This is a genomic window from Varibaculum cambriense, from assembly GCF_022133705.1.
GTDB classification, from domain to species: Bacteria; Actinomycetota; Actinomycetes; order Actinomycetales; family Actinomycetaceae; genus Varibaculum; species Varibaculum cambriense_A.
The window spans coordinates 67,826-92,081 of record NZ_JAKNHJ010000005.1 but is presented as its reverse complement, the minus strand read 5'-3'; the positions used below and the strand labels follow the sequence as shown (position 1 = coordinate 92,081).

Here is a 24,256-nt window from a genome sequence, read left to right as displayed (position 1 = left end):
AAAAACCGAGCAATAGAAGCATCTAGCAGCGGGGAACAAGGCACGCTACACCTGTTTACCGACTAGCGTAATCGTTCTATCCGCTTTTGCAGCAACAGAAGGATCGTGGGTGACCAGCATGAGGGCGCAGTTACGCTGGCGAACCTGGGTAAGCAGTAACTCCATAGCTTCGTCGCGTAACTCTGTATCAAGTGCGCCAGTGGGTTCATCTGCCAGTATCAGCTTGGGGTTATTGATGAGGGCGCGCGCGAGTGCTGTCCTTTGACGTTCACCTCCAGATAGCTGTTCTGCCATTCGAGATTCTTCCACGTCGAGATCACTTAATAGTCGTGACGCTTCATCGTGAACGGTCGAATCGTTCTTGTCCCAAAGTAAGCGTGGCAACATAACATTATCGAGTGCGGTGTATCCGCTCATGAGTTCACCGTTTTGAAACACGACACCAATTGTGGTTGAGCGCATACGCGCTAGCTGATCAAATTTAAGATTATGGAGGTTCGTGCCATCAACTAGAACACTTCCTTCCAGCGGACGGTTCATGCCAAGAATTGTGGTCAAGAGGGTGGTCTTACCAACACCAGAACGACCCATAATTGCCACGGTTTCTCCCGCATCAATCTCAAGATTAAGCGCAGTAAACAGCGGGTTTTTATAACCACACGAAAGATTACGACATTCTAGTATGCTCATTTTAGCTCTTTCCCGGCAGCCAACTAGCGGCTTCTTTCTTAACTAGGACGTACATGAGAATCGCTTGGGTAAGAATAAAAACTAGGTAAATGATTCCCATACTGATTATGAACATCCAGGGGAAGAATTCACCAAACTTAAAAAAGAACTGGCTAGCGAGGAAGATGCCTACCCCTATGGAGGCTATTCCTGTCACCAAATTAACTACTGTGTTACGCATCGCCATGGTTCGGGCAATAACGGCAGATTTTCCAGTCAATGATGCCATAGAAGCGAATTCTCTGGCACGAGCGGTTGTTTCCCGCGCGTATTGCATCCACACTGAGGTCATTGCATAAATGAAACCAAGCACAGTAAAGAACGTCAACCAGCTTGTCTGCTGTCTATAGGTCTCCGCTATCGCCCTATCACTTTCTCCATCAATAATTGACAGCGGGGTTATAGGGGTATCGAACTTAATTCCCTGGATTTGTGATAACAAATCCTCTTCTTGCTCAGAAATCGTGTAAATCCAGGCCCACCGAGAGGATAACGATATTTCATCGAGTTGCGCACCATATTCGGGAACTAATCTATGCTGGACATAGTCTTGAAGATGATTCGGGTTCACTTGCCCTGCACTTATTTCTGCAACGCCTTGATTATAGGTCGCTACATAAACAGCCAGTTTAGGGTCACTAGAAGCTATATTAGATGCCGCATTGGCTAAACATGACGCGTAATCTCCAGAACAAGTCAGTGATGTCTTCACAACTTGGATACCTTCCGGAGGTCTGGGTGGAGGATCTTGAGCTCCCGTGATGATTCCAAACAAAGCTACGAGAATAACTCCAACAGCAACGAAACCTCCTGCCAAAGCACCAGTTCGAGAAGCTTGATAGGGATGGTTAATTATCCAGCGAAAAAATACGCCAGTTCGCAGATTTATACCTCGTTTTTTCGTTACAAAATTCGTCACGACAGTGCACAGAACTGCGAGAGTTGAATGTAACCCCAAAATCACCAAGAAAACTATAAGCAACATAAGAGGAAGCACAAGGATATCGGGAATCTGCAACCAGAACAGCCCCATGACAGTTGTAAGAACAATTCCAAGCCCGAAAAGCAAAAGTCTCGTTCCCGTACCGAAAGACCAACGCATACCGGAGTGGGTGCGGGTATGGCGCAAATTTGGCCAGGCTAAGTAGGAAAAGGTGATACTTGTTGCTAGTACAAGATATGCGATTAATCTTAAGGACGCATCAAGATAGATATCGGAGTGAAGCCGAAAACCCGTGAAAGGTAAACGCACATATCCCATCACCAGAACAAAGATTAGTAACGCAGCTAGACTCACCCCCAGCAAATACGGCTTATAGAGGTAGGCAAGCGAGTGCCTAATGAGTTGACGACGTGGAGCACCGATACTCTCGAGCACAAATTGTTCTCCAGCAAGCAACTCCGCTACTGATTCACGGGTAGCCCGCAGGTTGAGGATAAGGGGGAAAATAAAAATTAAAAGAGCCACCGGCAATAAGTACTTTGACCATTGCTCATAGTTCACGTCTCCAAAGAGGGCACCTTCACGAGTATCTTTGGCAAAACCTGAGGAGAAAAACACGCCCTCTTCATTTCGTGCCAAATCAATAAAAGCTTTCCCATTGCTCGGTCGATAATAGACGACAACTTCGCCATCTAGAATCACCGCGTCATCAATTACCGCTTGAATCGGTCCAAACTGGCTCTCCAAAATATCTGAATATTGTTTTGCAGCCCTAGACACTGCGATTGTCCCTGGCTCGAGCCATTTTGTTACTCCTGCAGGCAACTCACTGTCAATGCTCAGCGGTTCAAGCTCTAATACCCCTACAAGGTGAGAATTAATATAGGTATTATCCACTCGATAAGCAAAGCTCGCGTTCTCTTCATCGGAGATATATACCGGCGAACGCGAGTTTGCTATCGATCCTCTTGAATCGAGCTCAGCATGAATCGCCGCTAAGGCGAAAAAACACATAACCACAAAGAATGAGGTTAGCCCGACAGCCACCCGCTGAATCCGGTGTGGATATGCCATTTACACTCCGAGAACTAGAAAATCCAAGCTCCACACTATTCTCACTTCCTTTTATAGAAGAGTTGATAGTATTTTCTGAGAACGCGAGTAAGTGTCACACCTAAGAAAAGTATGCCACCTCACATCCCTATCCTAGTAGACGCGCCCTCTATCACGTCACGATTTCCCCAGGACAATTTCGGACGCTGAGCAATTCACGGAAGTTTTCTAAATTATTTTATTGACCCCTACAGTTGGGACAGCCGCTAAAATAATGAGTTACAAATATTTGATAATGAAGTACACTGATAATAACTACAAACAAGGAGGCTACATAATGAAATCAGCAACATCAAATGTTAATTTTAAGCTCGATACTGATGTCAAAGAATCGATGGAAGATGCTTGTAAAGCGATGGGGTTGACTCTTACCGCCGCCTTTACGATTTTTGCAAAAAAAGTTGGGACTGAAAGACGTATCCCCTTCGAAGTGGCGGCGCCAGTATCAGATTACGCGCGCGCTTTACATCGAGATTCGGCAGCCTACCGAGCAGGACAGCTCGACACCGTTAGCTTAGAAGAATTGATGTCTCGCTATGGTATGGAGAATTGATTTTACCCGGCGCGCAGAAAAGGCTCTTAGTAAAATTGACGCCACCTCCGCGAAGCGAATCCTAAAAGAACTCCACATTGTTAGCCAGCTAGATAACCCCCGCTCAAAAGGTAAAGCCCTGAAAGGCGAACTAACCGGCTACTGGCGTTATCGCGTGGGAAACTACCGGGTTATCTACGACATCGTGGACTCACAGCTGCTGATCCTAGCGATCGATTTAGGACACCGCCGCGATATCTATGGAAGATAAAAATTGCAGCAATCTACATTTCCAAGGTTCCAATCCCACTTAGTTATGATTCCGCCGCCTCTACATCACCCCATGCCCACTTAACCAGCAAGAAGAGAAGGGGCCACGGTCACGACTAGCAGCTCTATTTGAATGCCATTCCGACAGCAATTCATCCACGCTATTAGCCCTCGACCGGGAAGATTCAGGCAGTAAAGATACTTTTAAAGCTCTTAATATCACGCAAAATTAATGCTATTGTAGATACATAGTAGTAGCAATTGCGTGGAGAGAGGTGTTTTTGGTGGCTAACATATCGTTCCGAACTGATGACCAGACCAAGACTCAGGCAGCGGAGCTCTTCCGCGACCTGGGGTTAGATATGAGCACTGCAATCAACATGTTTTTGAGGCAGTCAATTGCCAGCAACGGCATTCCGTTCACACCGCGCCGGGAAAATTCAGCCAACCTACTCGCTCGCGCTGAAGCCGAATCCCGCACCGGAGCTTCCTTTGATAGTGTCGCTGAGTTAATGGCAGATCTTAATGAAGCTAACTAGAGTCTTTCGCACCTCCCAGTTCAAACGCGACGCGAAAGCACTATTCAAGAAGCATTATGATCCGTCAAAGTTGGCACGCGCAGTTGCAGCCCTAATGGCTCAGGATCGCGACGAGTTACGAACCCGCTATCGGGACCACGCGCTGCAGGGACAGTGGAAGGGATATCGCGAAATTCACCTCGAGGGAGATTGGCTACTGATATACCGTGTCGAGCGAAGCGAGCTGCTTCTGGTACTCACCCGAACCGGATCTCACGATGACCTCTTCTAATAGCACAGTTTACTTAGTTTTCATCTGAGTCATGTGCATAACGTTTGAAGCGGTAGCACAAGACATAACAGGTAATCGCGAGGGCTAAAGTAGAAAGAATATTAGCTACACCAGTAATAACACTGACTGCACCGCAGAACATTAGTACCGCGAAAACTCCGCTACAACCCGCTAAGCAGCAACCAATAACCCAGTACAAATCGGGATTCTCGTACCACTTCATATCCGTTTCCCTCACTCTATTCGCTAGAAAGCTTATGCTTCACATTGCGCGCTGCTTCAATAACATCCCGACCACTTACATAGGTTTGCCCTTCACCGCGCGCAATCATCTGCTCGGTTTCACGAATAGCTTCCAGACTCTCGGCATTAGGTCGCCGGTAATCGAAGGATAGCGGGATGGACTCAGTGCTCACTATTTCAGTGAAAAATGCGCGGATCACCGACGACAAATCAAGACCGTAGTTCTCCACCACTTTCGCTGTTTCTTCTTTTAACCCGCTATCAATTCTGACAGTTAAAGTGCTAGCTCCCATCAGCCCCTCCTTGACGTTTGCACATACATGTTAAAATAATTGTTAGTGCCTATTCAAGAGTTTTCCCTTTCTACCTTGCCAGTGGTTGATTAGCCACCGGTCATGGCTTGCTACGATTAGCGTCCCCTCCCAATCATGCAAAACTTCTTCCAGCGCTTGCATCGCCTGCAAATCCAGGTAGTTGGTGGGCTCATCAATTATCAGCAAAGAGGGCGAGGTAGCCAGCGCTAACGCAATTTGGGCTCGCCGCTGGTTACCGGCCGAGAGCTCCGGGATAGGCTTAGCCCACAGAGAAGGATGGAGGACGCCCTTGCCGACCTCGCCAATACCATTTTCCCAAACCGTGGCAGTAAATCCCGGGTCGCCCTCCTGAGGAAGCTGCTGAGGTACCAGCCCAACCTTCCGCTCAGCGCAGATACTACCGCTACTTTTCGCACCCTCGGGTGGCTGCCCGCGATAAATCCAAGTCAAAAGGGTGGATTTTCCAGAACCGTTAGCCCCGGTAACCAGCAGATGCTCACCATAGAACAAATCGAAACTGAGCGGCGCCAGACGACCGGAAACTGCGGCATTACGCGCAGCTACCGCGATTCCGGTGCTTGCAGCGGGTTGATTGAGCTCAAAAGACAGGTCGTAGCTACGGGGTTTTCGCACTTCCTTTTCGCTAAGGCGCTCGCCTCGCATATCGTCATTTCGCATTCGGCGCTGCGCGGTGGCAGCAGCGCGATCCGCAAAAAACTTTTTGGCTTTACCCTCAGCGCTCGCCAGGCGTACGCCCCCGCGAGCTATCTTGCTAGCTTCCTGGCGATGTTTTCTCAGTAACCGTTTCTCGGCTTGTTGCGCGGTGTGCAACTCCCGGTGCTTACGGCGGGCACTCATTTTTTCGGCCAAATATTTAGAGTAGGTGCCCGCGCAGCGATAGAGACCGGTCACCTGACTACTAGCAGTAGCTTTAGCCAGTTCATTCCATACAGCAGCGTCCATATCGTAAATAACCGTGGCGGTGTCCTCGATGAACGCCCGGTCGTGACTCGACATCAAAACCGCGCCCTTCCAGTCATTAACAGTTCCCACGAGGAAATCGATTGCACGCGCGTCTAAATGATTGGTGGGTTCATCCAAAATCAACACTTCGGGCCTCACGATTAGCGTGACCGCCAGTTGCAGTCGCCTCCGCTCTCCCGGGGACAAACTGTTTAAACTGCGCTCACGTCCTGATCCTGTGAGCACCCCCAAGCCCAGCCTCGCCAAAACCTCGGTGAGCCGCGCCTCGAGCGACCAAATATCAAAACCGCTCATCAAAGAAAGCAGCTGGTCATAGCGCTGCTCCGCCTGGACAGCAATAACTTCCTGGCTAATTTGATTGGTCGCGTCCTGAAACTGGGTAGCGATATTTCGCAGAGGACGCAAAGCGCAGCCGAGGTAATCTCTGGCACTTCCACTAAAATGTTCAATCGCCGGCACCTGGAAGAACTCAGTGTTTGTTCCCACGATCTTAACCTTGCCTTGTTCTGGCAAAAGATCCTGGGAAGCGATGCGAAGCAGGGTGGTTTTCCCGCAACCATTGGGACCAATCAAACAGGCACGCTCACCCTCCCCTACCTGCAAATTGATGTTTTCGAGCAGCGGTTTAGAGGAGTATGAAAAAGAAATATTTTCGAGAATGATGGCAGGCATAATAATCTCCAGGACGCAACGATTAAGGGCGGCGTCTCAGCTGAGCTGAGTAGAGATTACAATGTCATCGGAAACTAGCTCCTCGCTTGGATAACATAACGAGCACCCAGCCCGTTACCTACCTTGATTTTAGTCAATCCCTTGCCTAATAGCTACAGCTTATTACCCGTTTCAGGTAAGCTACAGGCTTCCAGCTACTTAAAGAGGGCGCGCTCTCCCCTTTAGGTAGTGGCAGCTCTACCTCCGGCTAGTTTTTAGCAATACCTAAAAATCAGTTTCAGCACTGTTCCCCACGCCCGGCCGGCGGACTGAAATAGAGAGTATGAATCAAGATAAAGAAAAAGAGGTGCTCAGCACCGATAACATCACAAAAAGTTTTGGAAACGTACACGCTCTCGCCGGGGTTTCTCTAAACATTCACGAGGGCGAGTCGGTGGCAATCATGGGGCCATCGGGGTCAGGAAAATCGACCCTGCTGCATTGCCTATCCGGCGTCCTCGTTCCCGAATCCGGCAAGGTCTTATTCCAGGGAGAGGATATCGCGGCACAAAAAGACGTGAAGCGCTCCCGGCTGCGGCTTAGCCAGTTCGGGTTTGTGTTCCAAGACGGGCAACTCATCCCCGAGCTGCCTGCTCGCGAAAATGTGGCACTCCCCCTTATTTTGACCGGCACTCTGCTCCCGAAAGCTTTAAAGCGCGCAGATCAACTGCTCGCCGAGCTGGGACTTTCTGAGCTGAAAAAGCGGCGTCCCGGAGATATGTCCGGGGGTCAGGCACAGCGGGTAGCAATCGCTCGCGCCCTCATCGGCAACCCGAAGGTAGTTTTTGCTGATGAACCTTCTGGCGCCCTCGATCAAGCTACCGGATATGAAATGATGGAAACCTTGACCCGGGAAACACAGCGCTGCGGGGCAGCATTAGTACTGGTAACCCACGATATTAACGTAGCCAAATGGTGTTCACGTCTGATTGAAATTCGGGACGGTAAAATCCACTCCGATTGCGCTCTAGCGCCGCAGTTTAGGAGGGCGTAAATGTCGACCACTAACATAGCCAGCCCAGCTACCTCCTCGCGCGCACAAAACCTAAACTGGTTAACCTTTCATCTCACTAAAGCCCGTTTCCGCTCTCACCAGGGCGAATCTCTACTTTATTTAGCCTCTATCCTGGCCTATACGGTGTGTGCCGGGTTAGCGTTAACGGTTGCTGGCGGCACCTATATGTTTTATAACCGCTGGCAGACCCCCACGGGAATCGCCGCCCAGCTACTTAAAGCGGACGCAAGTTTCCAAATCATGCTAAAGTTCTATTTCCTCTTAGCCATTTTGGCCTGCGCTCTAATAATCCCATCTTTAAGCTCGCTCGCCACCAAGGCGGCAGTATTGGGGGCACGAGGACGCGAAAAGCGTTTAGCTTCCCTACGCCTGTTGGGTGTGTCCTCTGCAGAGGTAACCAAAATGACCCTGTTAGATACCTTGATCCAAGCGGCTATCGGTTCCCTGATCGGTACTGCCCTTTATTTAGCTACTCTTCCCGCCTGGACTTTTCTTGAAATAGAAGCCAAATATATAACGGTTAAAGAAATGCTGCTGCCCTGGTGGCTACTGTTGATAGTGCTGGCAGTTATTATTTTACTGGGACAGATTTCTTCCTGGTGGGGTATGCAGCAGGTAAGAGTTTCTCCCCTGGGAGTAACCCGCCGGGCGAGCCAACCGGCACTGCGCATTTGGCGCCTGGTAGCTGCCTTAGCTATTTTTATCGCCGCTTTTATTGTCAGCCAGGCGACCTTGGGGTTATCAAAAACCAGGACGATAGCGATAGTCTCGGGCATTATCCTGGTAGTTATTTTGGGGTTCAATTTACTAGGCCCCTACCTGTTGCAACTAAATGCCCGCTTGCTGGCAAAAATCCCGATTCCCGCGATGGTACTGGCGTCTCGGCGGATAGTGGCTGATCCCAAAACTACTTGGCGGCGCGTCAGCGGCATGGGGTTCCTAGCTTTTATCGCGGGTTTCATGGCTATGTCGCCAGTGTTAGTAAATAGTGAAGGTTCCGATCGCCTTGCTGACAACTTTATTACGGCCACTCGTTGGGATTTCCAAACTGGCACCATGATTACCTTGGCAGTCAGTTTCGCGCTGTGCGCCTGTGCCATGTTGATTACTCAGGCGGCAACGGTGATCGAAAATGCTGAGCAGTCCCGGGCCCTGGCGAAAATGGGTGCCCCGCGCGGATTTGAATTGCGCGCGATGTGGCTGGAAACCCTGGGTCCACTAGTGATATCCGTGCTGGGAGGAGGCGTCTTAGGGCTTGTAGCCGCCATGCCGATGGTGCTAATGCTAAAGGAACATACCGGGCAGACTCCAGAGAATTCGGTAATCCAAATGAGCCTGTTAATGCTGGCAGGTTTAGCGGTTACGGCCGCCTCGATTTTCGCTAGCCACCCGCTGCATCGACGTTTACGTCTGCTACAGCAACGCGCCAACGACTAGCGGTTCAGCCAGGTTCTACTGGACGTTCGCGCGGTTACATAACTAGCGCGAGACCTTAGAGAAGTTACCAAGAAATCTAATCCCTCAGCAAAGATTTTGCCGGACTTTCCCACATAGGAAAGTCCGGCAAAATTAATTACTAACTCAGGACCCCCTAAATCTATACCCCTCCAGCTATTCACCCCACACCCGAGATTCACCAGAACCCCCTAGTTTACGAAAAACCTCATAGAACAGGGATTTTATGAAGATCAACACCACAAGTATCCCCTATAGGACAAACGTCAGTTTTCTTTTTCTCAATTGATAACTATCTTTATTATCAGGTTTACCTAACCTAAACTAATATTTCGGGTAACCGATAATATGAAAGAGGATGATAAATGAAACTGAAAGCCGTGGTCTCCGGAATCTGTGCGCTAGCCCTGGCAGCTTCCCTGGGAGGTTGCACCAAAAATGGTGCCACCGATAATGCGGATGGAGCTAATGGAAAGCTAAAAATTGTTGCCACCACCGGTTATCTTGCCGACGCGGTTAAAAACATAGCCCCCGACGCCGAGATTACTACCCTGGTAGCCCCCGGAGGCGATCCCCACACTCAAGAACTCACCACCAAAGACACTGAAAAAATCCAAAAAGCGGACCTGGTGGTTTGGACCAGTCACGACATGGAACACAAAATGATGGGTCAGTTCGATGGTCTGGGTGATAAATCCTTGCCCGCCGCAGAAGCCATTCCGAAAAAAATGCTGCTGGACTGGGAAGAAGATGGCAAGATCGAAGGCCACGACCCTCACGTGTGGAATGACCCGATCGGATGGCAATACGCCGTAACCGCAACTGCCGAAAAAATTGCGAAACTAGATAAAGCTAACGCCGACAAATATCTCAAGAACGGCAAAGAATATAACGCTAAGATTCAGGACATGCATGAAAAGGCCAAGGCCGCATTGGAAAAGATTCCTACCAATCGTCGTACTCTGGTGACCGGTCACGACGCCTTCAACTACCTGGGACGCACCTACGGACTAGACATTATGGCTACCGATATGGTTTCTTCCGAATCGGAAATCTCTGCGGTACAGCTGGAAGAACTGGCAAACACTATTGCTAGTAAAAAAGTTCCGGTTATCTTCTACGACAACCTGAAGAGCCCGGAAGTAGTAAAGCACCTACAAGAAATGGTGAAGTCCAAAGGTTGGGAAGTTAAACTCTCCGACACCGAGCTCTATGCAGACACCCTCGGTGAGAAAGCCCCCACCAACACCTACCTGGGAGCTTTCCAGCACAATGTGGAAGCCATTGTAAAGGCACTCTCATAGAGAACGCGATCTGAGTGCCAGGATGGGCGCTAGGTTTCGCCGTCTCCAAGTTTCCTAGCGCCCATCCTCTTTCTTCCCAAATCATTCAGTTATCTTCGTTAAAGGTATTAACTTCATGACTTCCAAGAACACTTCTCTAGCCATATCCTCCCAGCAGCAGAGCGCGAATTCTTCAACCAGCATTCCCCCTTGTGTGGTGGAAAACATCAGCGCCGCGTACCGAGATCGTCTTGCCCTCTCCGGGGTGAGTTTTACCGTCCCCAGCGGAGAAATCATGGCGATTCTTGGCCCTAATGGAGCCGGAAAATCTACCTTAATCAAAGCGATGCTGGAACTGATTCCCCGGGTCAGCGGGAAATCTGAGTTCTTTGGGAAAAACTTGAGCCGAGTACGCAAACGTATTGCCTATATGCCGCAGTCTGCCTCAATTGATTGGGATTTTCCCGCGCGAGTAAAAGACGTGGTGTTAATGGGAACCTACACCCACTTGGGATGGCTGCGCCGCCCGGGGAAAAAAGAGCATCAGGCGGCGCTAGCCGCTATGGAGCAACTAGATATCTCCGATCTAGCGAACCGCCAGATTTCTGAGCTTTCCGGAGGACAAAAACAACGCACCTTCGTGGCGCGCGCCCTGGCCGCCGATGCTGATTTATTAGTTATGGATGAACCCTTCGCGGGGGTTGATATGAAGTCCGAAAAGACGATTTTACAGGTACTACGTTCTCTAGCTAGCTCAGGAAAAACCGTACTCCTGGTACACCATGATTTGGCTACCGTAAGAGAGTTTTGTTCCTCAGTATTGCTACTTCGCGAAGGAAACTTGGTGGCCTCCGGTCCTCTAGACACTACCTTTACCGCTAAGAACATCTCCCAGGCATACGGACTCGAGGGAGCGCTGGCATGAAGCTCACCCTCACCAACCTCTCTATCCTTTTCCCCCAGGAACTAATCTCTCTAAGTGATTTTTGGGGAACCTACAGTTTTCGCGTGATGACCGCGGGAGCAATCCTGGTGGGTTTCTTCGCCGGAACCCTCGGATCCCTACTTTACGTGCGTAAACAATCCCTAGTTTCTGACGTTATTGGACATAGTTCCATTGCCGGGATTGTGGGAGCCTTCGTAATTGCTTCGCTAATGGGAGCAGATGGACAATCGATCCTGGTTTTGACGATTGGAGCCACAATTTCCGGCTTGCTGGCTGTTGCCACCACCAATCTAATTGCAGAAAAATCCAAAGTGGGAGTGGAAGCCGCCATGGCAATTTCTCTGGCCATCTATTATGGCGGCGGCATGGTGGCCTTGAGGCTATTATCCTTTTCCCATTTCTCCGGACGCTCTGGTATTGCACAATACCTGTTCGGCAATGCCGCCACTATGCGTCAAATCGATGTACTCATCGTTGCTATCCTGGGTTTTACCGCTCTATTGATCGTCGTGATTTTCTGGAAGGAGATCGCGCTCTTTGCTTTTGACCCCGTAGGCGCCCAGGCAGCTGGTTTTTCCGGTAACCTTTTGATCGCCATTGTCACCTTGTGCACCACCGTAGGTATCGTGATTGGGGTTAAATCTGTAGGGGTAGTATTGATGGTTGCTTTTGCGATTATCCCCGCAGCTGCCGCCCGGCAGTGGACCGATCATCTACCGATGTTATTCCTACTGGCTGGAGCAATAGGTGCACTTAGTGGCGGTTTTGGTTCTTATCTGGCAGTATCCATCGGTAAGGTGCCTACTGGACCGGTAATCGTAGTCATCCTTTCGCTGGTTCTAGCTATTTCTTTAGTTTTCTCTCCGCACCGCTCTTTGCTGGCTTACCGATATCGCCGCCGCCGGCATATCCAAAATTTAAAGCACGAGCAGGAAGATAATGCCTCCCTCGCTCAGGGTAATTCCTGGAAAGAACAGTCTACTAATCCTGCGGCAATAGCTAACCATCTGTGTTTCTCACCGACAAAGGTGGAGGAAGGGGGCACTCCCTACGCAGTTGTCCAATCAGCCGGAACATTAAGTCACAAGTCCCAGCTAGACCCCGAGGTTAATCTGAAATGAGTTTTGTACTTGCAGCCTTATTACTAGCAATTACTACCTCGGTAACTTGCGCTCTGCCCGGCACCTTCTTGGTGTTGCGTCGTCAATCCATGCTGGTGGATGCAATGAGCCACGCAGTCCTACCCGGAATCGTGCTGGGAGCGTTGCTTTCTGGATCCACTTATTCTCCGATAATGGTGGTTCTTGCCGCTGGTTTTGGGTTGATCGTAGTTTTGGGAGCTAACTATCTGCAATCCACCGGTTTACTACCTAAGGATGCCAGTCAAGGAGTTATCTTCCCCCTGCTATTTTCGGGCGGAGTAATTTTACTGTCCACTGCGCTGGCACATGTACATATCTGCGAGGATACGGTACTGACCGGCGACCTGAACCTGCTGGCTTTAGATACCGAAAGGTTGATAATCAGCAATTATGATTTTGGTCCGCGCGCCATGTGGATGCTGATGATAATTTTCTTAGCGAACGCACTATTTTTACTGCTCACCTATAAAGTTATGCAGCTTGTGACTTTCGATAGGGAATCAGCTCGAGTCATCGGGTTTCCCATCCGCACGGTGGAAACTATATTCATGGTTCTGGTGGCCTTAACTATTGTGGTGGCTTTTTCTACTGCGGGCGCCATTCTAGTGATTGCCCTACTGGTTACCCCCGCAGCCACTGCGATTCTACTTTCTAATTCTCTCCCGAAAATATTTGCTTTCACCCTGATTATTGCGGTAATAAGCGCAATTATCGGTTTTATTACCGCTTGGCATTTCAACCTTGCCACCTCGGCGATGATGGCATTTACCGATGGGGTCTTATTCCTAATAGTTCTACTGATCAGCCGGGCGCGCGCCCGTGTCAAGAAGCACGCTTAGAGCTATCCCAGCTGCTACCTTCTCCAAATAGTTGCTAAGGGCTGTCCCGGTAACCAATGACGGTTATCGGGACAGCCCTTACTGACCGAATACCTCCATCCAGGTATTAACTGCATTTGCTAAGATAAGCAAAGCTGGTCATTCCTAATCTTCTTCCTGTGCATGTGCGGTCAGCTGCTGTGGGTACTGAAAGTCATGCCGGAAACCAAGGGGATTCCCCTTGAAAAAATGTCCAAGAAACTAGGTGTGGAGTAGTTATCATGACCGATATGAAATCAACTGAGTGTCCCGTACTTTGCCTGGGAGAAGCCCTGATTGACGTTATTAAACGTGCAGGTAATGTGGAAGAGAAAGTGGGGGGCAGCGTCTTTAACGTGGCTTGCGGAATCGCCAGTTTAGGTCACTCCACCTCTTTGGCTTCCTGGTGGGGCGAGGACGAGCGCGGTAAGAGCCTAGAAGAAAAGCTAGCCTCCGCCGGGGTTAGCGTAGTTCCGGGCAGTTCTAAAGCCGCGAAAACTCCGATAGCTAACGCTCAAATCGACGATAATGGGCAAGCAACCTACAGCTTCGAGCTGGAATGGCAAGTCCCGCCCCTGCCGAAGGCCAGTAGCCTCAGCCACCTGCATACCGGAAGTTTCGCGGCTACTTTGACACCCGGAGCCTCCGCCGTGATCAAGGCAGTCAAGGCCATGTCGGCTGGGGGAACCGTAAGCTATGACCCCAATGTACGCCCCTCGTTAATGGGCAGTCCCGAGGAAGTACGCCCGCGGATCGAAGAGCTAATCAGCCTCGCTGATCTGGTTAAAGCCAGCGATGAAGACATTGCCTGGCTCTACGGTAAAGATACTCCGATTGAGACCGTGTTACACAAGTGGAAAGACCTGGGGCCAGGCCTAATTGTGGCTACCCGCGGACCGTGGGCGTCCTATGCGCTTTGCGCCAATGACCGGGATATGCTGGCGGTAGATCCCCTAAACATCAAGGTCAAAGACACGGTGGGCGCCGGAGATTCCTTTATGGCCGGCCTGATTTCGGGACTGTTAGATGCAGGCCTGCTGGGTTCGGCGGAAGCCAAACAGCGGCTACGGCAAGCTCGCCTCAGCGATATCCAAGGTGCTCTCCACCGGGCAACCATCACCTCGGGAATCACGGTAAGTAAGGTGGGAGCCTATGGTCCTACCCAAGCTGAGGTAGCAGAGATACTTGCCGCTGACCCCACCCTCTAGCTAGAGCGAACACGTTAGAGACGATAAAAGACATAGGTCGGCGGGGCACTGTCATAACGCCCCGCCGACCTACTCGTTAGGGGATTAAGAAACGAACTCTTCCCCGTAATAGCAAGCCTTAAGCATATTTTCTATTTCCGCCATGGTAGCTTTACGCGGCGTACCCGAGTAAGACTCGCGATCGAAAGTACGCTGGGCTAACTCGGGCAGCTGCTCCAGGAAATCGGCCTCCGAAATCTCGAAGTCTTGCAGCTTTAAGGGCACCCCAAAGGTGGAAACCAAGTTTTCCAAAACCTGGGCAAGAGCTGCACCGGCATCCTCTTCCCGAGCTTCGATTCCGAGCCGCCGACAAATCTCGGCTAGCTGCTGGGGAGCCTGGAAACGCAGATAGTTCGGGGATGCCACAAACTTGCGCGGCCGTCCTCCTAAGAACCTCACCACATTGGGCAGTACTGCCGGGAAATATTCCTGATTACTGCCTCCAAAAGCGGCGGCAAAAGTCTTGGTCAGCGAACCTGCCAACCCCATTGCGGTATTACCCTGGGCGGTAGAAATCAAGAATGCCCCTTCGATCACCTTTTCTCGCTGGTCAGACAATTCTTGACTCTCTTCTGCGGCACTAACTATCCGGGGCAAAGTCTTATATACATTCTCTAGGCCGTGCAGCGCCAAAGAATCGGTATATTCACTGGCTTGGGTAGAAGTATAGGCTTCGATAGCGCAGGCGACACCCTGGAAACCGCGCCGCAGAGTATCTTTTCGGCTATAGGGAGCCAAGGTAGTATCCATAACCACGATTTGCGGCAGGAATGCAGTCGATTTAACTGGACGAGCAAAACCAGTATCCACATCGGTAATAGCAGCCGAGGGTGCGACCGCAGCACGCCCTCCGGTAATAGTAGGAACACAGATAAGCTGCGGCGAATTAATGTGAGCTGGTAAGGAGATATGCCCGGCACAGACCTCCTTAACCGATAACTCGGGGCACGCCGCGAACAAACGTAGGAATTTAGCTGCATTGATAACGCTTCGCTCCCCCACCGCAATAACCGTATGTGGTCCGTAACCAGCGATTTCACGTACTTTCTTCTCTAGATATTGGGTAGTGAAATGCCTTTCCGCATCATCAATAACCTGAACAGATATTTTATTGCTGCGGACATACAGTAGTTGCATCACCACATCCAATTGCCCGCTACTGGCGGCACCTTGATTGGTAATCACCGTAATTTTAGTGCCCAACTCCAAATTAGCTAGCTGCCGAATATAGCCAGACCCGAGATAAATTTGATTAGGTACTTGGAAAGGCATCATTACCGGGTTCCTCCTGGCTAGCCGTTTGACATTAAGCAGGTTAACTGCACTGATATTGTTCGACACCGAGTTATGGCCATAAGAACCACAACCAAGAGTCAACGAGGGCACCATCGCGTTATAAAGCCCCCCGATAGCACCGAAAGCACTCGGGGAATTTTCAATAATCCGCACGGCGTTAACTTCTTTGGCGAACTTGTCAATAACTTTCCATTCGCGGCAATGAATGGCCGCACTGTGTCCCAGCCCGTCTTGTTCTACCATCTGGCGGGACAAATCAATGCCTTCCGTGGCATTTTTCGCCCGCAATACCGCCAAGATTGGGGAGAGTTTTTCCCGGGTCAATGGCTCGTCGTAACTTACTTCCGAGCAGGGCACTAGAATAGCTGGGGTATCTTCGGGAACGCTAAAGCCGGCCATTTCTGCTATCTTCGAGGCTTTCTGTCCCACAATCGCCGCATTCAATTTGGCGGTCTTGCACTCTTCACTTCCCGCACGCACCCCGAACAGCAGCTCTTCTAGCTTCGCTTTCTCCTCCGCGTTTGCCAGGTAGCATCCGAGAGATTCAAACTCTGCCAGCGCCTCGTCAGCAATAGCTTCGTCGAGGATCACCGCCTGCTCGGCAGCACAAATCATGCCGTTATCAAACGACTTAGAAATGGTGACGTCATTTACTGCATTTTTGACCACGGCGCTTTCGTGGATATAGGCAGGACAGTTTCCGGCTCCCACACCTAGCGCCGGTTTTCCACAAGAATACGCACTCTTAACCATGGCGTTACCGCCGGTAGCTAAAATAACTGCTACTCCCGGATGGTTTATTAGCTCCGTAGTAGCCTGCATTGAAGGAGCGGTAATCCATTGTACGCATCCCTTAGGCGCCCCAGCTTCTAGCGCGGCCTCGTAAACTATTTTGGCGGCATGAGCAGAACAGTTCTGCGCAAAGGGGTGGAAGGCAAAAATAATCGGGTTGCGAGTTTTAAGGCAGATCAGGGCTTTAAAAATAGTGGTGGAGGTGGGATTAGTTACCGGGGTTAGACCCGCCACCACCCCGACTGGTTCGGCAACTTCCACAATCCCCGAGAACTCGTCACGGGAAATCACTCCTACGGTTTTTTGTCCCTCTAAGTCTTGGGCAATAACTTCGGAGGCGAAAATATTTTTTACGGTTTTGTCTTCAAAGTTGCCACGTTTGGTTTCGGTTACCGCCTCGGCGGCCAGCACCGCATGGGCTTCCCGCGCCTTGTGGGCTGCGGTTTCTACAATAATATCTACGGTACGCTGATCAAGATTCTCAAATTTTGCCAGTGCCTGCTGGGCATTTGCTACGAGTGCATCGATGGCTGTTTCGTCGGCAGCCTGTTCGATTGGGGCCGCACTCAACTCTTTTTGGGACATGGTTAACTCTTTTCTGTACACCGATTAAATAAACTGGATCTGCTTTACTACGGCCAACAACTCTGTTTAGAAAAATTTACCTAATAAAAACATTAACTTGAATAAAATTAAATTTGGCTCATAGCATAGGTTTTCAGGCCCCTAAGCCTTTATGCACATTTATGCACACCTATGAAGCATATGCCTAAACCCAGAGATACACAGCCCTTAGTATCCCGCAGACACTTTTCTTATCTCGCACCAGCTGCTGGGAAGGAAAGAATTAATATCAGTATGCAATCCCAGTTAGTGAACCATTCGGCGAACTAGCCGATATTGCATAAACGCCATTACCCCTAAAGCAATACTCAAATACACTGGCAGCAACCCCACTGATAAACGATCCGCCACTATCCCGAATAGTGGTGGCATAATCAGGACTCCCACAAAGAAACAGGACATTTGTACCCCGGTGATTGCCCGCGAGCGCTCCCTCCCAAAAATCTGCGGGGTGGAATGGATCATCGCCGGATAAATAGGAGAACACCCAAGTCCAACCGCCATTATCCCGCACACTGCCAACGCGGCTGACCCGGGTATAAGCAGCATTAGCAGCCCCAAAGCTGTAAGTATCATCCCCGAGCGGATCATCTGTTGATCTGAGTAACGCATTGCCAAAAAACCGCTGACGGCACGCCCTAGGGTGATTCCTAAGAACACCATGCTAGCGAAGGCAGCAGCCGCAGCTGCATCCATGTTTTTAAATAACCGCAAGTAAGTTGCCGCCCACAGCCCGATGGTGTGTTCTAACGCGGAATAACAGAAGAAACAGACCATCATGGCTTTCACTCCCGGAATTTGCACCACTTCGGAAAGTTTCAGATGCCGAGGGCGCGCGGATTGAACTTTCGGCTCCGGGATTTCCTTAGCATTTACGGAGTCAGCATTTTCTGCTCCCCGGTCAGGATCGTTGCTGGAAACAGTGGCGGAGTCGGCCTGCTCGCTGCGTTTCCACAAGGGCAGACTTAGAAACAATATCGCGGTTATTCCCAGCTGTATGCAGGCGGCATACCAGTAGCCCCCGCGCCATCCGCTGCCTCCCGCAAGGGCGGCTCCCATAATGTAAGGACCAATAGTGGCACCAATCCCCCAACAGCAGTGCAGCCAGTTCATATGGGAACTCTTAAAATGTAGTGCCACATAGTTATTTAGCGCCACATCTATACTGCCGGCTCCCAATCCGTAGGGAATCGCGCACACACAAAGCACCCAGAAATTGGGAGCCATTCCGAACCCCAGGATAGCTACCGCGGTTAGCCCCACCGAAATGGCGGTGATTTTTCCGGTGCCTAGCCAGGAAATCAAACGATCTGAGAGCAGGGAGGAAATAATGGTTCCTAGGGAAATAATCACCGAGACAATCCCGGCGTAGGAAACCGTTACCATAAAATCTGAATAAATTGCTGGCCAAGCCGACCCCAGCAGGGCGTCAGGCAGCCCTAAGCTGATGAAAGCCAGATAAATCAGTGCCAGTAGTAAGTTAGTCAAGAGCGCCTCCTGAAATAAAACTATCAGTTTTAGGCACCCATTTACCGCGCCCAAAATCAGCATTTCAGTGACCATAAAATTTGAGGAGGCATCAATTTAACAGGCGGTGACGGAAACTTTACGGGAAAACGGGGGCAGTTGAAAATACCATTTTTACAGCTAGTGGTAAAACAGTGGCTAAGTTTTAGCTTTAGTAAGCGGCAGAAAAAGTTGCGGGTCTTGCTGAAAGCAATCAGCAAGACCCGCTCCCGGTTTTAGGTTTCCCCAAAACCTATTTTTCTGGAGGTAACAGTTTAGGCTTCAAAGAGTTTTTGCCCCACGTAGTCTTCTCCTTGCCCCACACCGGGCGGCATTACCCACATACTGGTGGCTATATGCTGCAGGTATTCGGTCATGGCGTCCCCAGACATTTTCTTCAGAATAGGAATGAAGTTGGTTTGCGGGTTACGAACATAGGCGATAAACATCAGCCCACCTTCTAGCCGCCCCAAACTGTCAGTCCCCTCCATATAGTTGTATCCGCGTCTAAGCATCCGGGCTCCCCCGTTATGATCGGGATGCACCATCGCTAAATGCGAATCCAATGGAATCAAGGGTTCCCCGTCTTCTCCCTTCTTCTCAAAGTCGGGATCGGTGAATTCGGTTCCCCCGGATTGCGGGGCTCCTTCTAGTTTGTCGCGTCCAATGGTGTCTTCTTGCTCTTGCAAGACCAGTTCGTCCCAAACTTCCATCATCTGCTTGATTTTACGGGTGCACAGATAACTGCCGCCTGCGAAATATTTCCCACCCGAATCACCGGGCTGAATCCACAGATGCTTATTTAGTTCCGCGTCGGAGTCTTCCTTTTTAATATTAGAAGTTCCATCCTTGAAACCAAACAGGTTGCGGGGAGTTTTCTGGCCGGTAGAGGTAGAGGAAGTACGCCCATATCCCAGTTGCGTCCAGCGAACGGTGGCAGTACCGAACGCCAGGCGGCTGAGGTTGTGAATCGCGTGCATGGAAATCATGGGGTCTTCCGAACAGGCTTGCACCACGATATCCCCGTAGCACTGATCCGGGTCCAGTTTCTCTGCCGCCATCCGGGGAATCCCACCCTTTAGGGGTTCCGGCATTCTATCGGCAATCCCGAGGCGATCTTTTCCATCTTTCAGGAAGAAACTTTCCCCAAAACCAATGGTGATCGTGAGGGCGCCAGGTCCGAGATCATAGGCTTCGCCGGTATCATCCGGGGGTGCCAGTTTGGACACTTTCGGATCATTGACCGGATTACCAGCCATCATCCGTTCCGCCGCCAATGACCAGTCTTTCAGCAACTGAATAACCAGATCTCGATTTTCAGTGGTCAAATCATAGGCAGCCATCATCATCTGCTGTTGCTGCGGGGTGAGAATTCCCGGCTGATGCTTACCTCTGAAAGGATAGGAAATCTTCATCACGTCGGAAGCCGCTTGCCCGGCGGCCTCGCCTTTGGATTTACCATAAGCGAAGCCTCCCATTCCCCCGATGCCAATACCTGCGAGGGCAGCGATACCCCCGCCGATCAGGACATTACGGCGGGAAATCCCCGGAACCTTAGCAGTATTTTTCGGAGTTTCCTCCGAGGAGGCGGCCTCGTCGGTTACCTCCTCGGAGTGATGGTTAACAGAGTCTTTACTCAATGAATATTCACCTTATTTCAGGATAGATTCCGTTAGCTTTGCCAAGGGAGCACGCAAAGCATTTACCTTATCGGAAAGCTCTTTTTGCTTCTTGGTGTACTTCTCGGGAGTTTTCTCCAAACCGATGGCTACAGTCGCAATATCGGTGTAGGGCGGGAAATCCCACTGATTATCGCCACTGGCCCGGTTGTACGAGGCGATGGTGTCTTCCAGATCTTTCATCTTGGCGTCGATCTTCTTCGCCAGTTCCGGATCTTTCTTTTCGGCTAAAGCCTGGACGTTACCGTAAGCTACCCGAGCGCCCTCCAAGTTGGCCTGGAAATCATAGAGGTCGGTGTGCGAGAAGATCTCTTCTTCCCCCGTAATCTTGGTGGTGGCTACCTCTTCTAGCAGACCAATAGCGCCATTGGAAATATCGTCGAGCTTCAGTTTGAAGTCAGCAGCGTAAACCGCTTTATGCAGATCCTGGGTGTCTTTCATCAGCAGATCAGCGAACTTGGTGCGATCTGCGGCAGATAGCTTCTGATCGGTCCACAGGTCTTTTTCTAAGCGGTGCCAACCGGTCCATTCCCGCCCGTCAGCATCATCAGCTTGCTGGTAGTCAGCTTCGCGCTCATCCAGCTTGGGATCCAAATCGCCGAAAGACTCGGCAGTCGGCTCAATGCGTTCGTAATGCATACGTGCCAGCGGATACAGCTTCTTTGCCTTTTCGTTATCGCCCGCTTTGTAGGCATCCACAAATTCTTGGGTGGCCGATACCAACTGGCCAGCCTGATCCTTGACGTAAGCGGTGTACTTGGTAACCGCCTCATCGTGCAGTTTCTTGTCATCGGCGCTGATCTTTACGCCTTCACCCTTGGTTACCTTGAACTCTTTTAGCCCCACGAGTGATCCGACCATGTTTTTCTTGCAGGCGGTGTAGTAGGTACCCTCCTCTAGCTGCACGGTGAAGTCGCGTTTATCCCCGGCAGCCAGATTTTCCATCTCTCCCATAATTTGCAGCTTGTCTTTGGCAAGCACTTCAAACTCGTTGCGAGCCGGCCCCTCGTTACTTAGGGAGAACTTAATGGTGCCGGAAGGAGCGGTGTTAGCAGATAGTTCGCACTTGTCGTCAGCGATTTTCACCTCGATTGGTTTAGCGCTGCCCGCCGCGCCATCCCCCGCGGCGCTGCTGTCATTCTTTACACAACCAGTCATAGTGACTGCCAGCGCCGCGCCCACGAAAGCAACGGCAATCTTACGCATATGCATTATTTGTCTCCTTAGGTGTGCATTTTTGCGTCGAGGACGCGAGCGCGCCCTCGGGAAAACGTTCAGTCAACTGCAACTGACGTTTTGGTCTTGTTACTTGTTTCCACTGTTGCCGCAGCCTCATCGGACAGGTTAGCCTCCCCCTTGCTTCCCGCGTTAGCTACGGCCTTTTCTGGCGCACCAGCAGCTTGTTGCTGCGGCCTTTTGACCGCTAAAAACAACTTCTTATTGCGGTTGTAAAAATAGAACAGCGTGCCCACTACCACCAGGTAGATCAGCCAGCTAAAGAACTGCAAGGCGGTGGGGCTAGGTGAGAACTGGAAAATGGCTACCAGCACGTCATAGAGACCGCCGTTATAAACCAGGGCGGGAATATAAGTGGTGATATCGAACAGGGGCGCGGTCATGGGGATAACCCCGGCTTCTTGTAAATCGTGGAAGCCGTAGGAGCAGACCCCGGCAGCCACAAAAATCAGTAAATACCCGGTTACCTCAAAAAATATCCGCAAGTTGATACGCGCTACTCCCCGATAAATCAGGTATCCCAGCGCGATGGCGATTGCTATCCCCACCATCATTCCGACAACCAGGCTGGTGCCATTTTCATTGTCGCTGGCATTCTTGAACATCGGCCAGATAAAAATCGCGGTTTCCAGTCCTTCTCGACCCACGGTAATCAAGGCGATTACAAACAATGACCAGCCGGCTCCGCTACCTTTCGAGAGAGCTTCCTTGACTTGGGATTGCATTCGAGCCACCATTCTGGCGGAATGCTCGGCCATCCAAAAAATCATCCAGGTGATGAGGGCGACCGCGAATAGAGAAAGAAAGCCTCCGAGCGCTTCTTGGGCTTGGGTGGTAAGGGTATAGGTACCCCAAACCAGGTAAGCACCTACGCTCATGGGAACTACCGCCCCCACCACTATCCCTAGCCATAGTTTTGGCAGAAGATCCTCACGCTCAACTTTCTTTATATAGGCATAAAGAATGGAAACTATTAAAACAGCTTCCAAACCTTCCCGTAACGCAATTAGCAAAGCGCCGAGCATCTTCTCTCCAGTTCGCGAATCAGTTAGCTAAAACCTATAATTCCTTAGCTAAGGCAAATCTAATTTATTTAATTCATTCCGTCCTGTCAAGCAGATTTATTCTCATGAAATTTCACTAAAACAACTGGTTAATGCATTATGTAGTTAACTAACTTAGCTTATTAGATTTTAAGCTCTCGCAGATAAAGTAGGTCCACCTATCCAATTACCTCTTATTGCGATCGGCAAGCTCGCAGGCGCTCACGGCTATTACTAAATTGGGGAAATGCGTTATCAGCTGTCTTCCAGCAGGGAAGATACTTTTAGTAACGTATAGAAGCCAAGCGGCGCTGCATCAAGGCGAATACTCCCAGAGACAGAGCCAGGTAGACAGGTAAAAAACCGACAGATAAATACTGCGCTATCAGGCCAAATAGTGGCGGCATCACGAAGACCCCCAAGTTACAGCTAGCCATCTGCACGCCGATTACTGCGCGCGAGCGATCCCTCCCAAAGATTTGGGGAGTTGCGTGAATCATCGCAGGATACATCGGCGAGCAACCCAGACCAATCGCCATAAGTCCGCAAATCGTGATAGTTGCCGATCCCGGTATTAACAACAGAACTACTCCCCCCGCTACCAGACTTATCCCCAAACGGATTAATTGCCGGTCAGAGTAACGGATCGACAAAAATCCGCTCGCTGCTCGCCCTAGGGTTATCCCCAGGAATAACATTCCCGCAAAGGAGGCCGCGCTCGCGGCATCCATACCTTTAAATAACTTAAGGTAGGTCCCACCCCAGACCCCAGTTGCTTGTTCCAATACGGCATAGCAGAAGAAACATGCCATTACCTCTTTGACACCTTTAACCCGCACTGTCTGTGAAAGCTTGAGAGGGCGCTGGTTAGCTGCAGAGGAATCCGATTCGGGCAACTTCTCACTACTGGCAGGAGAGCTTTCCTGTTCGTGGCGTTTCCAGAGCGGCAAACTTAAAAATAGAATCGCGGTAATTACCAGCTGTATCAAGGCTATATACCAGTATCCGCTCTGCCAGTTACCTCTCCCAGAAAGTGCTACCCCCATCACATAAGGACCAATCGTGGCACCAACCCCCCAGGAGCAGTGCAGCCAGTTCATGTGGGTACTCTTGAAATGTAACGCTACATAGTTATTGAGAGCCACATCCACGCTGCCTGCTCCCAGTCCGTAGGGAATCGCGCACACGCACAGCACCCAAAAGTTAGGGGCAAGGGCAAAGCCTAGAATAGCCAAAGCAGTCAACAACCCCGAAAGCACGGTCACTTTCCCAGTACCTAGCCGGGAGATTATCCGATCCGATAGAAGACTAGAAGTAACTGTTCCCAAGGAGATAATCATAGAGATGAATCCCGCATAGGAAACCGGCACCGCAAAATCTGGATAAATCTCTGGCCAGGCAGAACCTAGCATGGAATCGGGTAAGCCCAGACTAATAAAGGCCAAATAAATCAAAGCCAGCAGTAGGTTAGTCAAATGTTCCCCCG

General features: G+C 50.4%; 22 protein-coding genes. 11 read left to right on the top strand and 11 right to left on the bottom strand.

All coding sequences use genetic code 11. The features are described from left to right. Positions 1-45: 45 nt before the first annotated feature. Both L0M99_RS03675 and L0M99_RS03670 read right to left on the bottom strand, forming a co-directional pair. Positions 46-690: an ABC transporter ATP-binding protein gene (locus L0M99_RS03675; protein ID WP_024058319.1), complete on the bottom strand. Its 645-nt coding sequence runs from the start codon at positions 688-690 to the stop codon at positions 46-48. Position 691: 1 nt separating this feature from the next. Beyond that, positions 692-2,746 (bottom strand): hypothetical protein, encoded by a 2,055-nt coding sequence (locus L0M99_RS03670; protein WP_024058318.1) that lies wholly within the window; start codon positions 2,744-2,746, stop codon positions 692-694. 274 nt (positions 2,747-3,020) lie between these two features. Here L0M99_RS03670 and L0M99_RS03665 point away from each other — a divergent pair, with 274 nt between their 5' ends. From L0M99_RS03665 to L0M99_RS03650, 4 genes are all read left to right on the top strand, one after another. Then, positions 3,021-3,338 (top strand): type II toxin-antitoxin system RelB/DinJ family antitoxin, encoded by a 318-nt coding sequence (locus L0M99_RS03665; RefSeq protein ID WP_238127807.1) that lies wholly within the window; start codon positions 3,021-3,023, stop codon positions 3,336-3,338. Next, entirely contained in the window at positions 3,322-3,588 is a 267-nt protein-coding gene (locus tag L0M99_RS03660; RefSeq protein ID WP_024058316.1) for a type II toxin-antitoxin system RelE family toxin, read from the top strand. The genes L0M99_RS03665 and L0M99_RS03660 overlap by 17 nt, the downstream gene beginning before the upstream one ends. 283 nt (positions 3,589-3,871) lie before the next feature. Beyond that, positions 3,872-4,126 carry a type II toxin-antitoxin system RelB/DinJ family antitoxin gene (locus L0M99_RS03655; protein ID WP_024058315.1) on the top strand — a complete coding sequence of 85 codons (255 nt, stop codon included), beginning with the start codon at positions 3,872-3,874 and terminating at the stop codon, positions 4,124-4,126. Further along, complete coding sequence (locus L0M99_RS03650; protein WP_024058314.1) at positions 4,113-4,397, top strand: type II toxin-antitoxin system YafQ family toxin; 285 nt, start codon at positions 4,113-4,115, stop codon at positions 4,395-4,397. The genes L0M99_RS03655 and L0M99_RS03650 overlap by 14 nt, the downstream gene beginning before the upstream one ends. Before the next feature lie 13 nt (positions 4,398-4,410). On the opposite strand, the gene L0M99_RS03645 is transcribed toward L0M99_RS03650, so the two are convergent. From L0M99_RS03645 to L0M99_RS03635, 3 genes are read right to left on the bottom strand one after another with little or no spacing between them, the layout of a single operon-like run. After that, positions 4,411-4,620, bottom strand: coding sequence for a hypothetical protein (locus L0M99_RS03645; RefSeq protein WP_024058313.1), 210 nt, complete (start codon positions 4,618-4,620; stop codon positions 4,411-4,413). Positions 4,621-4,636: 16 nt separating this feature from the next. After that, positions 4,637-4,933 (bottom strand): type II toxin-antitoxin system RelB/DinJ family antitoxin, encoded by a 297-nt coding sequence (locus L0M99_RS03640; protein ID WP_024058312.1) that lies wholly within the window; start codon positions 4,931-4,933, stop codon positions 4,637-4,639. Between the two features lie 42 nt (positions 4,934-4,975). Beyond that, complete coding sequence (locus L0M99_RS03635) at positions 4,976-6,610, bottom strand: ABC-F family ATP-binding cassette domain-containing protein (RefSeq protein WP_024058311.1); 1,635 nt, start codon at positions 6,608-6,610, stop codon at positions 4,976-4,978. Positions 6,611-6,932: 322 nt separating this feature from the next. On the opposite strand from L0M99_RS03635, the gene L0M99_RS03630 reads away from it, so the two are divergent. From L0M99_RS03630 to L0M99_RS03600, 7 genes are all read left to right on the top strand, one after another. Then, on the top strand, positions 6,933-7,643 hold the full coding sequence (locus tag L0M99_RS03630; protein WP_024058310.1) for an ABC transporter ATP-binding protein: 711 nt from the start codon (positions 6,933-6,935) through the stop codon (positions 7,641-7,643). Next, positions 7,644-9,101: an FtsX-like permease family protein gene (locus tag L0M99_RS03625; RefSeq protein WP_024058309.1), complete on the top strand. Its 1,458-nt coding sequence runs from the start codon at positions 7,644-7,646 to the stop codon at positions 9,099-9,101. A gap of 383 nt (positions 9,102-9,484) precedes the next feature. Further along, a complete protein-coding gene (locus tag L0M99_RS03620) occupies positions 9,485-10,423 on the top strand; it encodes a metal ABC transporter substrate-binding protein (protein WP_024058307.1) in 939 nt (312 codons plus the stop codon). 115 nt (positions 10,424-10,538) lie between these two features. Beyond that, a complete protein-coding gene (locus L0M99_RS03615) occupies positions 10,539-11,327 on the top strand; it encodes a metal ABC transporter ATP-binding protein (RefSeq protein WP_024058306.1) in 789 nt (262 codons plus the stop codon). Further along, positions 11,324-12,469 carry a metal ABC transporter permease gene (locus L0M99_RS03610; protein WP_024058305.1) on the top strand — a complete coding sequence of 382 codons (1,146 nt, stop codon included), beginning with the start codon at positions 11,324-11,326 and terminating at the stop codon, positions 12,467-12,469. Before L0M99_RS03615 ends, L0M99_RS03610 begins: the two co-directional genes overlap by 4 nt. Further along, on the top strand, positions 12,466-13,329 hold the full coding sequence (locus tag L0M99_RS03605; RefSeq protein ID WP_024058304.1) for a metal ABC transporter permease: 864 nt from the start codon (positions 12,466-12,468) through the stop codon (positions 13,327-13,329). The genes L0M99_RS03610 and L0M99_RS03605 overlap by 4 nt, the downstream gene beginning before the upstream one ends. A gap of 260 nt (positions 13,330-13,589) precedes the next feature. Next, positions 13,590-14,555, top strand: coding sequence for a carbohydrate kinase family protein (locus L0M99_RS03600; RefSeq protein WP_024058303.1), 966 nt, complete (start codon positions 13,590-13,592; stop codon positions 14,553-14,555). An 84-nt stretch (positions 14,556-14,639) separates the two neighbouring features. Here L0M99_RS03600 and L0M99_RS03595 read toward each other — a convergent pair whose 3' ends face one another. The 6 genes from L0M99_RS03595 to L0M99_RS03570 form a co-directional block, all read right to left on the bottom strand. Then, positions 14,640-17,267 carry an iron-containing alcohol dehydrogenase gene (locus L0M99_RS03595; protein WP_024058302.1) on the bottom strand — a complete coding sequence of 876 codons (2,628 nt, stop codon included), beginning with the start codon at positions 17,265-17,267 and terminating at the stop codon, positions 14,640-14,642. A gap of 285 nt (positions 17,268-17,552) precedes the next feature. Beyond that, positions 17,553-18,794 (bottom strand): MFS transporter, encoded by a 1,242-nt coding sequence (locus L0M99_RS03590; RefSeq protein ID WP_038109336.1) that lies wholly within the window; start codon positions 18,792-18,794, stop codon positions 17,553-17,555. Positions 18,795-19,087: 293 nt separating this feature from the next. Beyond that, positions 19,088-20,452 (bottom strand): iron uptake transporter deferrochelatase/peroxidase subunit, encoded by a 1,365-nt coding sequence (efeB, locus tag L0M99_RS03585; protein ID WP_238127806.1) that lies wholly within the window; start codon positions 20,450-20,452, stop codon positions 19,088-19,090. 12 nt (positions 20,453-20,464) lie between these two features. Continuing rightward, positions 20,465-21,697: an iron uptake system protein EfeO gene (gene efeO / locus L0M99_RS03580; protein WP_027723620.1), complete on the bottom strand. Its 1,233-nt coding sequence runs from the start codon at positions 21,695-21,697 to the stop codon at positions 20,465-20,467. A gap of 68 nt (positions 21,698-21,765) precedes the next feature. Then, positions 21,766-22,752: an iron uptake transporter permease EfeU gene (efeU, locus tag L0M99_RS03575; RefSeq protein WP_024058299.1), complete on the bottom strand. Its 987-nt coding sequence runs from the start codon at positions 22,750-22,752 to the stop codon at positions 21,766-21,768. Between the two features lie 302 nt (positions 22,753-23,054). Beyond that, complete coding sequence (locus tag L0M99_RS03570; RefSeq protein ID WP_238127805.1) at positions 23,055-24,245, bottom strand: MFS transporter; 1,191 nt, start codon at positions 24,243-24,245, stop codon at positions 23,055-23,057. Between the last annotated feature and the right edge of the window lie 11 nt (positions 24,246-24,256).